The organism is Pseudomonas sp. B414 (assembly GCF_055408445.1).
In genome coordinates this window covers 152,635-167,467 of the sequence record NZ_JBUZTQ010000007.1, presented here as the reverse complement: position 1 = coordinate 167,467, position 14,833 = coordinate 152,635, and the positions used below count along the sequence as shown (strand labels likewise).

Below are 14,833 nucleotides of genomic sequence, written 5' to 3'. Positions count from 1 at the left end.
TCCGTTCGGCGCGGGATGAATTAGCGGGGTATGATAGCGGCCATTCGAACCACTGAAAATTTATCCAGCGTTTCTTGCGCCCGAAGAACCATGATTAGTACCGAACTCAAAACTCAGATCCAGGGCGCTTACTCGCGTTTTCTCGAATCCAAGAGCCTTAAGCCGCGTTACGGTCAGCGTTTGATGATCGCTGAAGTGGCCAAGGTGCTGGGCGATATCGACACCGATGAAGAAAACCACCGCAGTGGCGATCCGGCTGTGGTCGCTGTTGAGGCCGGCACCGGCACCGGCAAGACCGTGGCTTACTGCCTGGCCGCCATTCCTGTGGCCAAGGCTGCTGGCAAAAGGCTTGTGGTTGCTACGGCAACCGTCGCGCTGCAAGAGCAGATCGTCTACAAGGACTTGCCAGACCTGATGCGCAACAGCGGGCTGAATTTCAGCTTTGCCCTGGCCAAAGGCCGGGGCCGCTATATGTGCCTGTCCAAACTCGACATGCTGCTGCAAGAGGGCCACGCGCAAACCGCGACGGCGCAGTTGTTTGAGGAAGAAGGTTTCAAGATTGAAGTCGACGAGGCCAGCCAGAAGCTGTTTACCAGCATGATTGAGAAGCTGGCTGGCAATAAGTGGGACGGCGACCGCGACAGCTGGCCCCAGGCGCTGGAAGACCAGGACTGGGCGCGCCTGACCACCGATCACAGCCAGTGCACCAACCGCCATTGCCCCAACTTCGGTCAGTGTGCCTTCTACAAGGCCCGCGAAGGCATGAGCAAGGTGGACGTGATCGTCACCAACCACGACATGGTGCTGGCTGACCTGGCGCTGGGCGGCGGCGCGGTATTGCCTGACCCTCGTGACACGGTCTATGTGTTTGACGAAGGCCATCACCTGCCGGATAAGGCCATTGGCCATTTCGCCCATTACACCCGCTTGCGCTCTACGGCCGACTGGCTGGAGCAGACCGCCAAGAACCTGACCAAGCTACTGGCCCAGCACCCGTTGCCGGGCGATCTGGGGCGTTTGCTGGAACAAGTGCCGGAGCTGGCCAAGGAGATCAAGGCCCAGCAACAGTTCATGTTCTCGGCCTGTGAGCAAATTGCCGACTTTAAAGTCGGTGAAGAGCCAGAGGGTCGTGAGCGCCCGCGCCATCGCTTTATCGGCGGCTTGATCCCTGACCATATGCGTGAAATGGGTATCGAGCTGAAAAAAGGCTTCTCGCGCCTGACCGACCTGTTCACCCGCCTGACTGAAATCCTCAAGGACGGCATGGACGGCGAAGTCAATATAGGCATCACCAGCAACCAGGCCGAAGAGTGGTACCCGCTGTTTGGCAGCCTGCTGTCCCGTGCCCAGGGCAACTGGGAGTTGTGGACGGCATTTACCGTTGAAGACCCGCAAGACAACCCGCCCATGGCGCGCTGGCTGACCCTGGCAGAAAGCGGTTCGCTGTTTGATATCGAGGTCAACGCCAGCCCCATCCTGGCCGCCGAAATGCTGCGCCGTAACCTGTGGAACGTGGCTTACGGCGTTCTGGTTACATCGGCCACCCTGACGGCGCTGGGCACCTTCGATCGTTTTCGCATGCGTGCGGGATTGCCCAAAACTGCCGTGACGGCCGTGGTGCCAAGCCCGTTCCATCATGCCGATGCTGGCGTGTTGCGGGTGCCGGATCTCAAGGCTGACCCGCGTGACGCCACCGCTCACACGGCTGCGATCATTCGCGAGCTGCCCGCTTTGGTCGAAGGTTCCCGGGGTACGCTGGTGCTGTTTTCATCGCGCAAGCAAATGCAGGACGTGTTCGACGGCCTGGAGCGCGACTGGCGCAAACAGGTGTTTATCCAGGGCAACCTGTCCAAGCAGGAAACCCTCAATAAGCACAAGGCGCGAGTTGATGGCGGGGACTCCAGCGTGCTCTTCGGCCTGGCCAGTTTTGCCGAGGGCGTGGACTTGCCCGGCGCCTACTGTGAGCACGTAGTGATCGCCAAGATTCCGTTCTCGGTGCCCGATGATCCGGTCGAGGCGGCGCTGGCCGAGTGGATCGAAGCCCGGGGCGGCAATCCGTTTATGGAAATCTCGGTGCCCGACGCTTCGCTCAAGCTGGTACAGGCTTGTGGGCGTCTGCTGCGCACCGAGCAGGATCGCGGCACCATCACGTTGCTGGACCGGCGGCTGGTCACACAGCGCTATGGCAAGGCGATTCTTAATGCATTGCCGCCGTTCAGGCGCGAAATATCTTAAGTGCGAGTCGGCGTAATCGTCGACTTTGCTGTCTATGCTTGACCTTCACCACCTCACAGGCCCGTTTTCGGCCGTTTGGGAGAACCAGATCCATATGATTCGCCGTTCGCTGTCTGCTGTTTTTGCGTTGCTGGTCACGACCCCGCTGTTGGCGGCGTCTGCCGGGCAACAAACCCTGTTCAATTTCGTTCGCCCGGCCGATGTGGTGCAAGTGGCGACCGTGGATGCGAGCTTGCCGCAATACAACGCGGAGCAAACGGCCGAAGGCGAAGTGCTGCGCCGCGTAACCTTTAACCCGGCCGCTGCGCCAAGCCTGCGCTTGAGCCCACAAACCGGGGTCTGGGACTGGTCGCAGTCGGGGATGATGACCCTGCGCATCCAGAACGCGATGAACTGGGCGTTGACCCTGGACGTGATCGTACAAAGCAGTGATGGTAAAACCCTGACCAGCCGTGTCGACCTGCCCGCAGGCCCGGCGCAGACCCTGTTGCTGCCGTTAAAGGCCAACTCGCCCCATAGCCAGGGCATGCGTGCTGGTCCGCCGATGCCGATGACGGTTGATGGCCAGCGCATCCTGCTGGCTGGCAGCAAGGGTGAGATCGACCTGAGCCAGGTGGTCTCGGTAAGCCTGTCGATACCACAACCGACAGCCGCACAAAGCATCTTGCTGGAGCGCTTTGGCGTGCAGGACGGTGAGGGCGTGATCAAGGCCGTGTACGGTTCGATTGTCGACGGCTATGGCCAGTCGACCCGCGCCAGGTGGCCCGAGCGTGTCGCCAATGACGAACAGCTCAAGGTCGCGGCAGCCAAAGAACAACAGCAACTCAAGGGCTGGCTGGCCGGGCGTGCCGACCAGGATAAATATGGCGGCTGGCTCAAAGGCGCCGGGTTTGAGGCAACGGGGTTTTTCCGCACCGAGAAGCGTAATGGCCGCTGGAATCTGATCACCCCCGAAGGTCACCCGTTCTACTCCCTGGGCCTGAATGCCGTGACGGCCAACGACAGCCAGACCTATGTGGCTGGCCGCGAATGGATGTTCACCGATTTGCCCAAGGATGGCGCTCCCCTGGCCAGCTATTACGGTACTGCTAACAACAACAGCGGCAACGCTTCCACCCAGGGGCGGGGCTTTGACGCCGGGCGCTGGTACAACTTCTATGGCGCCAACCTGCAGCGTATTTATGGCGAACCCTGCGTAACGCCAAAAACCGAGCCAGGCAGCGACCCTGTTATCCCCTGTGCTCCACAGGTCTTTGATGCCAAGCGCTGGCAGACCCACACCCTGGATCGTCTGCAAGCCTGGGGTTTCAACACCATCGGTAACTGGAGCGACCCTGAACTGGGCCTCAACGATCGCGTGCCTTATACCTTGCCGCTGTCGATTGTCGGCGACTACACCAGCATCAGTACCGGCACCGACTGGTGGGGCGGCATGCCCGACCCGTTTGACCCGCGTTTTGCCATGGCCACCGAACGCGCCGTGGCCATTGCTGCCCGTGATCACCGCGATGATCCATGGCTGATCGGCTACTTTGCCGACAATGAATTGGCCTGGGCCGGTCCCGGTGATGATCCTAAATCTCGTTATGCGCTGGCTCTTGGCACGTTGCGCATGACCACGGATGTACCGGCCAAACGAGCCTTTCTCAAGCAATTGCGTGACAAGTACCGCAACCAGCAAGGCTTGTCCAAGGCATGGGGTATTGATATTCCGGCATGGGAACTGATGGAAGACCCGGGCTTCGAAGGCCCTGTGCCCAACGCCGAACACCCGGAAATTGAAGCGGACTATCAGTATTTCCAGAAAGTCTTCGCCGACACTTACTTCAAGACCATTTCCGACTCCTTGAAGTGGCATGCCCCCAATCATCTGCTGCTGGGCGGGCGTTTCGCTGTCAGCACGCCAGAAGCCGTGGCCTCCTGTGCCAAGTACTGCGATGTGTTGAGCTTCAACTTCTACACTTTGCAACCCCAGGACGGTTATGACTTCGCCAAACTGCGCGAACTGGACAAGCCGGTGATGATTACCGAATTCAACTTCGGCTCCCGTGACCGTGGTCCGTTCTGGGGCGGCGTGACCGAGGTGGCCAACGAAGAGGCCCGTGGTCCGGCCTACAGCAAGTTCCTCAAACAGGCCGTGGCCGAGCCGTCGATTGTCGGGGTGCACTGGTTCCAGTACCTGGACCAGCCTGTAACCGGGCGCTTGCTGGATGGCGAAAACGGTCACTTTGGCATGATCGGCATCACCGACCTGCCGTTTACCGGTTTTGTCGACAGCGTACGCAAGGCCAACTTGCAAGCGCTTGACCAGTTGGGGCAGGCGGCGGCAAAAGCTCAGGCCGAGGCTGAAAAAACAGTCAAGGCCCCGCTGCATGCCACTGATGACGGTAATGGCGGGCGCTCTGGTGCGGGGCATGCAGGCGGTCACTCGGGTAAAGGGCATTAAACAACCGGTCATACTCAGGCTGGCAAGTACCTAAATCCGCAGATACCGGAACGCAGCCTCGCGATTGGTGAGCGCGTGCACGAGGCAGTCTTTGTAGCAGCTGTCGAGGAACGAAGGCTGTGTTCGGCTGCGAAGCAGTCGCAAAATCAGGCATTGCGGTGTATCAGTTAAACTTGGTACGCCCGCTGCGCGCTCGAACGCAGCCTCGTTCCTTGGCCAGCGGCTGCAAGTTTTTGCAGCTCAGGTTTTGACTTTTTTCACAAAAAAACCACGCCCATACTGATACTTTTCGCGCCGATTCATCAGCGCACAAAAATTGTGCGCTCAGAGCGCTTTGCTCTGTTTCAAAATCTTACTGGTGCTGGAACAATGCACGCCTTGTAGAGCCATGCTTGATCCAGGAGGTAGGGGTGCAGATTCAGGGTTTTCACGACCTTAAGTTCGAAGCAGTGCGCGAGGCATTTGCCGATCTTTTCAACGATCCGCAAGAGCGCGGCGCGGCTCTGTGCATCCAGATCGGTGGCGAAACCGTGCTCGACTTGTGGGCCGGTACGGCAGACAAGGACGGCGAGCAGCCTTGGCATACAGATACCATCGTCAATCTGTTTTCGTGCACCAAACCCTTCACTGCAGTTACTGCACTGCAACTGGTGGAAGAGGGCAAGCTGGAGCTTGATGTTCCGGTTGCCCGTTACTGGCCTGAGTTTGCTGCAGCAGGTAAAGAGTTCATCACGTTGCGCCAGTTGCTCTGCCACCGTGCAGGCTTGCCAGCGTTGCGTGAACTGATGCCAGCCGAGGCACTGTATGAATGGCACACCATGGTCGATGCGCTGGCCGCCGAAGCCCCTTGGTGGACGCCGGGTGAAGGCCATGGCTATGCCGCGATCACGTATGGCTGGCTGGTGGGTGAGTTGATTCGCCGCGCCGACGGGCGCAGTGCGGGCCAGTCGATCATGGCGCGTACGGCTCGTCCTCTGGGGCTGGACTTTCATGTCGGCCTGGGCGATGAAGAGTTTTATCGGGTGGCTCATACTGCCCGCAGCAAGGGCAACATGGGTGATGAGTCAGCCCAGGGGCTGTTGAAAGCGATGATGAACGAACCGAGTTCAATGAGTACACGGGCATTCACCAATCCGCCGTCTATCATGACGAGTATCAACAAACCTGAATGGCGGCGAATGGAGCAGCCTGCGGCCAATGGTCATGGCAATGCCCGCAGCCTGGCCGGTTTTTACAGCGGTCTGCTCGACGGCAAACTGCTTGAAGCGCAAATGCTTGAGCAATTTACCCGTGAACACAGTGTTGGCGAGGATAAGACCTTGCGCACCCAGACACGGTTTGGGCTGAGTTGCATGCTGGATCAGCCGGGTGTGCCGAACGCCACCTACGGTTTGGGGTCCAAAGCCTTCGGCCATCCCGGCGCAGGCGGTTCGATCGGCTTTGCCGACCCGGACCGGGAAGTTGCCTTTGGTTTTGTAACAAATACCCTGGGGCCTTATGTATTAATGGATCCAAGGGCGCAAAAGTTAGTAAAAGTCCTGGCGACGTGCCTCTAACAAGGTATTTGTAGGCCGTAGGTCGGAACCCTGTAGCTTTTATGGGCGCAACGTTTTTTTATATAGACTTAGTGCCTCTTTTTTTTCTTAATTCATTGTGTGGATATTCAATGTTATCTAATAAGACCCTCGCTCTGGCTCTCTGCCTTGCTATTACCGGTTGTGCACAAACTCCACAGAATGACGCCGAAGGTGGGCACAAATGGTGGCAGATGGGCTCGTCTGACCAGGCCTCGACCCCGGCTGACAAAAGCGCCACTGCCGCAGCCAAACCTGCAGACACCAAGGTAACCGCGCCCGTTGCCAAAACTGCCGCCGCTGCTGCTCCGGCAGCAGCCAAAGACAGCGGTTCCAGCTGGTGGCCTTTCGGCTCTGACTCGGCCAAAAAAGACACCCCGGTTGAGAAAGAAAAAGTTGCCGTCGTCGCGGCACCTGCAGCGGCCACTTCGGGCAAAAATTGGTGGTGGCCGTTTGGCAGTGATGCCAAGGACTCCAAGGCAGCACCGGTTGGCGTGATCCCGATGCCGGATCCGAAAATCACTCAAGCCTGGCTGGACGAGTATGAGCCGCGCCTGCGTGTTGCCATCAAAGACACCAACCTGCAACTGGAGCGCCGCGAGAACCTGCTGGTAATCGTTGCTTCGGCTGACAGCTCGTTCAAGGCAACCCGCCCGGACTTGCTGATGCCGTCGATGCTTGGCCCGTTCACTCGCGTGGCCAAAGTGGTTGAAGGCGATCCAAAAACTGCGGTGCTGGTACTTGGCCATGCCGACGCCACTGGCGCCATGGCTGCCAATACCCGCCTGAGCCTGGACCGCGCCAAGTCGGTAGCCGCGATCTTCCGCATGAGCGGTCTGCAAAGTAACCGCCTGACCTTGCGCGGCATGGGCTCGGTAATGCCCCGCGCGGCCAACGACAGCAACGAAGGGCGTGCCTTGAACCGTCGCGTTGAAATCCTCATGACGCCGCAAGCCACCATGGTTGCCCTGGTCAGCAAATACAGCCAGCCAGCCCTGTCACCCGCCGAGTTGATGGCGGTTCAGCCCGCAGTGGCCCCTTCTGTTGCCAAGAAAAACGCAGCACCGGCCAAAAAAGGCGTTGTAGCCAAAAAAGCACCGGCCAAAAAAGTGGTGAAGCCAGCTCCAGCAAAAAAGCCAGTAGTGGCTAAAGCCAAAGCCACTGCGGACAAGAAAGTCGCCGCCAACGATCAGGCCAAGAACTGATTGCTCCAGGGAAGGATTGCGGCATGACTCAAGCGCTGGCAGATATGCGACGTGACTACACCCGTGACGGGCTGACCGAGGCTCAGGCCCCGGCCGAGCCTTTCGCGTTGTTTCATCAATGGTTCAGCGACGCGGTCAAGACCGAGCAGCCACCGGTCGAGGCCAACGCCATGACCCTGGCCACAGTTGATGCTGAAGGGTGCCCGCATTGCCGGGTGCTCCTGCTCAAAGGCCTGGATGAACAGGGTTTTACCTTCTTCACCAACTACACCAGTGCCAAGGGCCAGCAACTGAGCGAGCGGCCCTTTGCTGCCATGACCTTTTTCTGGCCAACCCTGGAGCGCCAGGTACGTATCGAAGGGGAGGTGGTCAAGGTCACGGCGCAGGAGTCCGATGCTTATTATCAGGTTCGCCCATTGGGTAGCCGGATCGGTGCCTGGGCCTCGCCGCAGAGCCAGGTGATAGCTGATCGCGATGAGTTGGTCGAGTTGCTCAAGGCCACCGAGGCGCGCTTCAGTGACAGCCAGCCCCATTGCCCCGAGCATTGGGGCGGGTACCGACTGGTGCCTCGGCGCATCGAGTTCTGGCAGGGGCGGCCAAGCCGCCTGCACGACCGGCTTAACTATCGACGTGACGGTTCTGCATGGGTTCGTGAGCGCCTGGCGCCATAAGCACGTGGTTTGCGATGATGGCGCGTAATGCAAAATGGCAATTACGCGCTACTCTTTGCGCTAGTTTCGAAATGGCAGTCAGCCTTGTTTTTACTGTACAGATGCTGAATAAAGCCCTTTTATCCGCGCTGTACCGTGACAGGTCAGCATCTGCGGAGTTTAATGAATCCCTGATATTTTGGAGTTGATCCTATGCGTAAGTCCGTACTGTTGGTTGCTGCTTTTTCTACCATGACTGTGTTGTTGGGCGGCTGCACCTCCAACCTGACCGGCGACAGCTACTCGCGTGACGAAGCCCGTCGTGTGCAGACCGTACGTATGGGCACCATCGTTGCCCTGCGCCCGGTACAGATCGAAGGCACCAAGACTCCAATCGGCGCTGCGACCGGTGCGGTCATCGGCGGCGTTGGCGGCAGCGCCATCGGTGGCGGCCGTGGCAGCATCGTAACAGCGGTTATCGGCGCAGTAGCCGGTGGCCTGCTGGGTTCGGCCGCCGAGTCGGGCCTGACCAAGACCCAGGGTGTGGAAATCACCGTACGTGAAGACGACGGCAGCACCCGTGCCTACGTGCAGCAGGTTGAGCCTAACCAGGTGTTCCGTACCGGCGAGCGCGTGCGCATCATGACGGTTGACGGCACCAGCCGCGTTACCCAGTAAAACGGGCAACAGCGCTAAAACAAAACCCCGGCCAGTGCGAACTGGCCGGGGTTTTTTATGTCTGGTTGCCAGCGCCTCAGGACGAATGCCTGAACGCCTGGTCGGCCCCCGACAGGGTTATGGCAATATGGTCCAGCAAGCGTTCTGCCGTGTATTTGGGCATGCAACTGAACGCCAGCACCACGGCTAGCCCCAAACCCAGAGCGGGGCGCGGGACTTTGCTGATGTTGTAGGGCTTCAGGCTGAATACAAACACGCAGGCAGCGACCGAACCTATCAATGCCCCGGCAATGGCTTCCGGCAACGGGTGGATGGTGTGGGCAACGTAATTGATGGCAAACCACCAAGTCGCCAGCAATCCGGCCCCGAGAGCAGGCCAGCGCAAGCGTTGATCGAGCTGTTGGCACAGCAGGTTGAGCATCACGGTGAAGACCAGGCACGCATTCATGGCGTGGCCGCTGAACACGGCAATGCCCAGATCATGCAGGCCAATGCCCCAGCCCTTGAACAGTATTTTGCTGGCGCCCACTACAAGGTAGGCAGACACCAGCACGCCCAACCATAAAAAAGCGACGCTCCTGGACGCGGCAATCCATAACCAGGCTGCAATAACCAAGGCTGCCGGGAACATCACAGTGATGCCTGCGTATTGCACAATCTGCATTTTATCGACCACGGTTCCCTCTTTTAGCGACAAAGGCAACGCAGATCACCTGCGTTGCCTTTGTTGTGTGCCAGCCAACGCCTGCTTTTAAAGCAGGCTCACGCCACGACTTGTTTGCGGCTGAAGAACAGCGTAACGCCATAGCCGATCAATGCTGCGAGGATCGAACCGGTCAGGATGCCCATGCGGTCCATGCCCACATAGTCACTGCCGGCGACAAACGCCAGCGAACCGACAAACAGGCTCATGGTGAAACCGATGCCGCACAGAATGGCCACGCCAAATACTTGGCCCCAGTTGGCCCCTGCTGGCAGGGCTGCCATGCCGGTTTTGATGGCGATCCAGGTAAGGCCGAACACGCCCACGGTCTTGCCGATCAGCAAGCCTGCGGCAATGCCCATAGGCACATGGCTGACGAAACTGTGCAGGGTGACACCCGACAGCGATACGCCCGCATTGGCGAATGCAAACAATGGCAGGATTGCGTAAGCCACCCAGGGGTGCAGGGCGTGCTCGATGGTCAGAAGCGGCGAAGTCTCGGAGTTTTTGGTCCGCAGCGGGATACAGAACGCCAGCGTTACACCCGCTAGCGTGGCGTGCACGCCGCTTTTAAGCACGCATACCCAGAGGATCAGGCCGATGATCATATAAGGCGCGACCTTGATCACACCCAGGCGATTCATCGCGATCAGGGCGATCAGGCACGCCGCCGCCAGCATCAGTGAGACACCGGACAGTTCGCTGGAGTAGAACACCGCAATCACAATGATTGCCCCCAGGTCGTCAATGATTGCCAGAGTCATCAGAAACAGCTTGAGGGACACCGGCACGCGCTTGCCGAGCAAGGCCAGTACGCCGAGGGCGAAGGCGATGTCGGTGGCCATAGGGATGGCCCAGCCGTCCAGTGCATCCGGGTAATCCTTGTTGATGTACCAGTAGATCAGCGCCGGTACGACCATGCCACCGATGGCAGCAGCACCGGGCAGCACCACTTGCGAAGGCTTGGACAGCTGGCCTTCGAGCAATTCGCGTTTGACCTCCAGGCCGATCAACAGGAAGAACAGGGCCATCAGGCCATCGTTGATCCACAACAGCGAAGGCTTGGCAATTTGCAAGGCGCCGATTTGTACCGCTACCGGCACGTCCAGAAAGGCCGTGTAGTAATGGGACAACGGTGAGTTATTGACGATCAGAGCCAGAGCGGCCGCGGCAATCAACAGCAGACCGCTGGCAGCTTCCAACTGAAAGAAACGAGTGAAAGTACTACGCAGAGGCAAGGTCGCTCTCCATCAATCAAGTAATAAGGTGCGACACCCTAACCCGTGGAGTTAGTGGTTAAAACAAAAACTATATTCTTTTTTGTTATAAGCAGTGGCACGATCACGTATTGCCAAAGAGCCTAGCAGTTGTGTGTCAAATTGAGTCTATTTTGTGTCTGTGGTGGCTGTAGGAAATGTCTTAGGATTGCTCTCTTTATTCCGCACTCCATGACGAGCGACCTCCATGAACCAAGACCGCCAGTGGGCCCGCGAAGCCATCCGCACGATCGAAGCGGATTTTCAGCGTTGCGCAGATACCCATCTGATTCCTGTGTCGCTGCCGGGTTTGCCGGGTATCGAGTTGTACTTCAAGGACGAGTCCAGTCACCCCACGGGCAGCCTCAAGCATCGGCTGGCACGCTCGCTGTTTTTGTACGCCCTGTGTAATGGCTGGCTAAAGGCAGGTTCGCCGGTAATCGAAGCATCCAGTGGCTCGACGGCGGTGTCAGAAGCTTATTTTGCCCGGCTGCTGGGCTTGCCCTTTATTGCCGTGATGCCCGCCAGCACTTCACCTGCCAAGATCGAGCAGATCGCCTTTTATGGTGGACAAAGCCACCTGGTGGACGACCCGACACAGATCCACGCCGAGTCCGAGCGCCTCGCCCGGGAAACCGGCGGTCATTTTATGGACCAGTTCACCTATGCCGAACGGGCCACGGACTGGCGGGCAAACAACAACATTGCCGAGTCGATTTTTCAGCAACTGCGCTTTGAGCGACACCCGGAGCCAAGCTGGCTGATTTCCAGCCCGGGCACGGGCGGCACAACCGCGACCCTGGGGCGCTATGTGCGCTATCGACAGCACCACACCCGGGTGCTGTGTGCGGATGCCGAGCGATCGGTGTTCTTCGACTATTACCTGACCGGGGACGCCGATTTGCGTCTGGACTGCGGCTCGCGCATTGAAGGCATTGGCCGACCGAGGGTGGAAGCCTCGTTTTTGCCGAAAGTGATCGACGCGATGGTCAAGGTGCCGGACGAACTGTCACTGGCAGCCATGCATTACCTGGCGCAGCGTATGGGGCGCCGGGTGGGCGGTTCGAGCGGGACCAATTTGATCGGGGCGTTGATTGCGGCACAACAAATGGTTGCAGAGGGCGAGAGTGGATCGATCGTGGCGATTTTGTGTGATGGCGGCGAACGTTATGCCACTACCTACTATGATGCGCAGTGGCTCAAGGCCCAGGGCTATAAGCTGGAAGGCCTGATTGCTGCGGTCAAAGCCTGCGTGGAGCAGGGCGCGGCATTGCCGCAAGGGGTTTTGCGGGCGGGGATTTAAGGCTTTTGTGGGAGCGGGCTTGCTCGCGATGCAAGCGCTGCGGTCTGTCAGTAATACCGCAGTGATGCAATCGCGAGCAAGCCCGCTCCCACAATTTCACTGTCACATCAGGGGATGTGTACTTAAGCCTTACGCTTCGATACCCAGAATGTCGCGCGCCACAGCTTCGGCAATGCGGATACCGTCGACACCCGCCGACAGAATCCCGCCTGCGTAACCTGCGCCTTCACCCGCCGGGAACAGGCCCTTGACGTTAAGGCTCTGCATCGACGCATCACGGGTCATGCGCAGCGGCGACGAAGTACGGGTTTCAATACCGGTGAGGATTGCGTCATGCATCGAGAAACCCTTGATCTGCTTCTCGAACGCCGGCAAGGCTTCACGGATGGCTTCAATGGCGAAGTCCGGCAAGGCCAGGGCCAAATCACCCAAAGACACGCCCGGCTTATAGGACGGTTCAACGCTGCCCAGGGCCGTGGACGGTTTGCCCGCAATAAAGTCGCCAACCAGTTGCGCCGGTGCTTCGTAATTGCTGCCACCCAATACATAGGCGTGGGCTTCCAGGCGTTCTTGCAACTCGATACCGGCCAGTGGGCCGCCCGGGTAGTCTTCCGGGGTGATCCCGACCACGATGCCGGAGTTGGCATTGCGCTCGTTACGCGAGTATTGGCTCATACCGTTGGTGACAACGCGGCCCGGTTCGCTGGTAGCAGCAACCACGGTGCCGCCAGGGCACATGCAGAAGCTGTACACCGAACGGCCGTTTTTGGCGTGGTGCACCAGTTTGTAATCGGCGGCGCCCAGTTTCGGGTGACCGGCGTACTTGCCCAGGCGAGCGCTGTCGATCAGCGATTGCGGGTGTTCAATACGGAAGCCGACCGAGAACGGCTTGGCCTCCATATACACGCCACGATCGTGGAGCATACGGAAGGTGTCGCGGGCGCTATGGCCCAGAGCCATGATCACGTGACGGGAGTTGATTTGCTCGCCATCGTTAAGCACCACACCGGTCAGTTGACCGTTGTCGATCAGCACATCAGTCACGCGTTGCTGGAAGCGGACTTCGCCGCCCAGCGCGATGATCTGTTCGCGCATGTTTTCGACCACACCGGTCAGTCGGAACGTACCGATATGCGGCTTGCTGACGTAAAGGATCTCGTCCGGTGCACCGGCTTTGACAAACTCGTGCAGCACCTTGCGGCCGTGGTGTTTCGGGTCCTTGATCTGGCTGTAGAGCTTGCCATCCGAGAACGTGCCTGCACCGCCTTCGCCAAACTGTACGTTGGACTCTGGGTTGAGCACATTTTTACGCCACAGGCCCCAAGTGTCCTTGGTGCGCTGGCGCACTTCGGTGCCGCGCTCAAGAATGATCGGCTTGAAGCCCATTTGTGCCAGCAGCAGCCCGGCGAAAATACCGCAGGGGCCAAAACCGACCACAATCGGGCGCTCGCCCAGATCCTGGGGTGCCTGGCCGACAACCTTGTAGCTGACGTCCGGCGCTGGATTGACGTTACGGTCGTCCGCGAACTTGAGCAGCAGTGGTGCTTCATCGCGCACGCTCAGATCGATGGTGTAGATAAAGCACAGTTCGGACGATTTTTTACGCGCATCGTAGCTGCGCTTGAACAAGGTGAAATCGAGCAGGTCATCACTGCTGATACCCAGGCGCTGCAGGATGGCAGGGCGCAGGTCTTCTTCAGGATGGTCGATCGGCAGCTTGAGTTCGGTGATTCGTAACATGACAGTGTCCAGTATCGGGGGGCCAGGTAAAATCTGGCAGCCGGCGATTATAAGCTGCTTCGGCGTTTAGTTGTCGGCTAGTCGTTACGTGCGCCGCCGAAATAACCGCAGCCGCGCTGGACCTGACCGTTAATCCGCAATTCGGCAGCCAAATGCTGCACGCTGCCATTGGCACTGTCGGTGCAACGTTGTGGGGCCACCCACAGCTCGATGCGCTGGTTGTCGGCTTCGGTGGACAGGGAGAAACGGCCATCGCCGACCTGTTCTTCAACATAAGGCAGAGCCAGGTCTGGCTGGCCTTCGCGCTTGAGCACCATGCCCTTGCCACCGGCCTGTACTTCCCAGGCAGGGCCGTTGCCGTTGGCGTGTACGGTCAGTTGCTTGAAATTGGGATCCTGGCAGGCACTGTTGCTGCGCTCCAGGCGGTAGAGCTGCTGCAACTCGACTTCACCGTCTGCGCCGGGTGTTTTGCTGGCGACAAAGCGGCCGCGGATATCGGCAAACAGCTTGCCCGGTTTGTTGGGCATATAGGTCGCGTCCTGCACCAGGGTGGTGTCGGCGCTGTCGCGCACAACATAGCGCTGTTGGCCAACACAGGGTTGGAACACCAGTTGGTCGTTGGACGAAACCAGCTCGCCTTGCAGACGGGACAGGCCTGCAGTGGTGTCTGCAGGTTTGCTGTTGAGCAGTTGGCAACCCGCGAACACGGGCAGCAGGGCGAACAAAACCAAGGGACGAACAGCACGCATCATGGGGACTCCTGACTAGAGCCGCCACGTTACTCAGGCACGCGGTGCATCACAAGGGGGAGAGTGGATGGCAACTGCTGCTCCCACACTCTCCACTGCAAGGTTTGGATTCTGTGTGCGACGCCAAACCTGTGGGAGCCGGGCTTGCCCGCGATGCAGGCGCTGCGGTTGGTCGGGTAAACCGCGCGGATACCATCGCGAGCAGGCTCGCTCCCACACTCTCCACTGTAAGGTTTGGATTCTGTGTGCGACGCAAAATCTGTGGGAGCCGGGCTTGCCCGCGATCCAGGCGCT

The 14,833-nt window shown here is 59.0% G+C and carries 11 protein-coding genes; 7 read left to right on the top strand and 4 right to left on the bottom strand.

Features of this window, described 5'->3' with window-relative positions; all coding sequences use genetic code 11:
• Window positions 1–90: 90 nt before the first annotated feature.
• The 6 genes from dinG to ACZRMH_RS08890 all read left to right on the top strand — a co-directional run bounded on the left by dinG (window position 91) and on the right by ACZRMH_RS08890 (window position 8,788).
• Window positions 91–2,235, top strand: coding sequence for an ATP-dependent DNA helicase DinG (gene dinG / locus ACZRMH_RS08915; RefSeq protein WP_464013104.1), 2,145 nt, complete (start codon window positions 91–93; stop codon window positions 2,233–2,235).
• A gap of 94 nt (window positions 2,236–2,329) precedes the next feature.
• On the top strand, window positions 2,330–4,681 hold the full coding sequence (locus tag ACZRMH_RS08910; RefSeq protein WP_464013103.1) for a beta-galactosidase: 2,352 nt from the start codon (window positions 2,330–2,332) through the stop codon (window positions 4,679–4,681).
• Window positions 4,682–5,091: 410 nt separating this feature from the next.
• Window positions 5,092–6,237: a serine hydrolase domain-containing protein gene (locus ACZRMH_RS08905; RefSeq protein ID WP_464013146.1), complete on the top strand. Its 1,146-nt coding sequence runs from the start codon at window positions 5,092–5,094 to the stop codon at window positions 6,235–6,237.
• A 110-nt stretch (window positions 6,238–6,347) separates the two neighbouring features.
• Complete coding sequence (locus ACZRMH_RS08900; RefSeq protein WP_464013102.1) at window positions 6,348–7,460, top strand: OmpA family protein; 1,113 nt, start codon at window positions 6,348–6,350, stop codon at window positions 7,458–7,460.
• A 23-nt stretch (window positions 7,461–7,483) separates the two neighbouring features.
• Window positions 7,484–8,131 (top strand): pyridoxamine 5'-phosphate oxidase, encoded by a 648-nt coding sequence (pdxH, locus tag ACZRMH_RS08895; RefSeq protein WP_464013101.1) that lies wholly within the window; start codon window positions 7,484–7,486, stop codon window positions 8,129–8,131.
• A gap of 192 nt (window positions 8,132–8,323) precedes the next feature.
• Entirely contained in the window at window positions 8,324–8,788 is a 465-nt protein-coding gene (locus ACZRMH_RS08890; protein WP_083369803.1) for an outer membrane lipoprotein, read from the top strand.
• A 76-nt stretch (window positions 8,789–8,864) separates the two neighbouring features.
• Here ACZRMH_RS08890 and ACZRMH_RS08885 read toward each other — a convergent pair whose 3' ends face one another.
• Both ACZRMH_RS08885 and nhaA read right to left on the bottom strand, forming a co-directional pair.
• Complete coding sequence (locus ACZRMH_RS08885) at window positions 8,865–9,464, bottom strand: hypothetical protein (protein WP_464013100.1); 600 nt, start codon at window positions 9,462–9,464, stop codon at window positions 8,865–8,867.
• Window positions 9,465–9,550: 86 nt separating this feature from the next.
• Window positions 9,551–10,729, bottom strand: coding sequence for a Na+/H+ antiporter NhaA (gene nhaA, locus ACZRMH_RS08880; RefSeq protein WP_464013099.1), 1,179 nt, complete (start codon window positions 10,727–10,729; stop codon window positions 9,551–9,553).
• Window positions 10,730–10,955: 226 nt separating this feature from the next.
• Here nhaA and ACZRMH_RS08875 point away from each other — a divergent pair, with 226 nt between their 5' ends.
• Window positions 10,956–12,050, top strand: a complete 1,095-nt coding sequence (locus ACZRMH_RS08875) for a PLP-dependent cysteine synthase family protein (protein ID WP_464013098.1) — start codon at window positions 10,956–10,958, stop codon at window positions 12,048–12,050.
• A gap of 129 nt (window positions 12,051–12,179) precedes the next feature.
• On the opposite strand, the gene ACZRMH_RS08870 is transcribed toward ACZRMH_RS08875, so the two are convergent.
• Window positions 12,180–13,790 carry an NAD(P)/FAD-dependent oxidoreductase gene (locus tag ACZRMH_RS08870; protein ID WP_464013097.1) on the bottom strand — a complete coding sequence of 537 codons (1,611 nt, stop codon included), beginning with the start codon at window positions 13,788–13,790 and terminating at the stop codon, window positions 12,180–12,182.
• Window positions 13,791–13,867: 77 nt separating this feature from the next.
• A complete protein-coding gene (locus tag ACZRMH_RS08865; protein ID WP_464013145.1) occupies window positions 13,868–14,539 on the bottom strand; it encodes a COG3650 family protein in 672 nt (223 codons plus the stop codon).
• Between the last annotated feature and the right edge of the window lie 294 nt (window positions 14,540–14,833).

What these genes read in the sequence shown, in the direction of transcription:
- dinG (WP_464013104.1), top strand. Translation starts at nt 91, where the DNA reads ATGATTAGTACCGAACTCAAAACTCAGATCCAGGGCGCTTACTCGCGT.
- ACZRMH_RS08870 (WP_464013097.1), bottom strand. Translation starts at nt 13,790, where the DNA reads ATGTTACGAATCACCGAACTCAAGCTGCCGATCGACCATCCTGAAGAA.
- ACZRMH_RS08875 (WP_464013098.1), top strand. Translation starts at nt 10,956, where the DNA reads ATGAACCAAGACCGCCAGTGGGCCCGCGAAGCCATCCGCACGATCGAA.
- ACZRMH_RS08865 (WP_464013145.1), bottom strand. Translation starts at nt 14,539, where the DNA reads ATGCGTGCTGTTCGTCCCTTGGTTTTGTTCGCCCTGCTGCCCGTGTTC.
- ACZRMH_RS08910 (WP_464013103.1), top strand. Translation starts at nt 2,330, where the DNA reads ATGATTCGCCGTTCGCTGTCTGCTGTTTTTGCGTTGCTGGTCACGACC.
- pdxH (WP_464013101.1), top strand. Translation starts at nt 7,484, where the DNA reads ATGACTCAAGCGCTGGCAGATATGCGACGTGACTACACCCGTGACGGG.
- ACZRMH_RS08890 (WP_083369803.1), top strand. Translation starts at nt 8,324, where the DNA reads ATGCGTAAGTCCGTACTGTTGGTTGCTGCTTTTTCTACCATGACTGTG.
- ACZRMH_RS08900 (WP_464013102.1), top strand. Translation starts at nt 6,348, where the DNA reads ATGTTATCTAATAAGACCCTCGCTCTGGCTCTCTGCCTTGCTATTACC.